Origin of the sequence: Micromonospora sp. ALFpr18c (assembly GCF_008868155.1) — a bacterium.
Taxonomy (GTDB): Bacteria; Actinomycetota; Actinomycetes; order Mycobacteriales; family Micromonosporaceae; genus Micromonospora.
This window is the reverse complement of sequence record NZ_WBKR01000534.1, coordinates 1-314: the sequence shown is the minus strand read 5'-3', so window position 1 is coordinate 314 and position 314 is coordinate 1. Positions and strand designations below refer to the sequence as shown.

1 pseudogene is annotated in these 314 nt (G+C 72.6%); it reads right to left on the bottom strand.

What is annotated here, in order from left to right:
* Positions 1-296, bottom strand: a pseudogene (locus F8271_RS34360) (IS256 family transposase); the annotation flags it as partial.
* Positions 297-314: the final 18 nt, after the last annotated feature.

Sequence of the window (314 nt, the reverse complement as noted above, 5' to 3'; positions counted from 1 at the left end):
TTGGCATAGCCCAGATGATCCCGCAGCTCGGCCCGCAGCCCCCGCTCCAGGACCGCCTTCACCAACTCCGACAGGAACCCACCCGGCCCGGTCAACCGCAGCCCATCGCCCTTGACCTGCGCCAAGACCGCGTCCAACGCCTGCTCCCCGACCAGCTCAGCCACCGCCCGACGAGCCGCCGCGCCCGCAGCCGCCTCGTCCAAGCCCTGCCCGGCCAACGGCAGCCGCGGCCCGTCGGCAGCGATCCGATCGACCAACTCCGCGAACTCACCAGCATCATCGCGCTCAGCCCGCACGCCCGGGCCCACCATCGG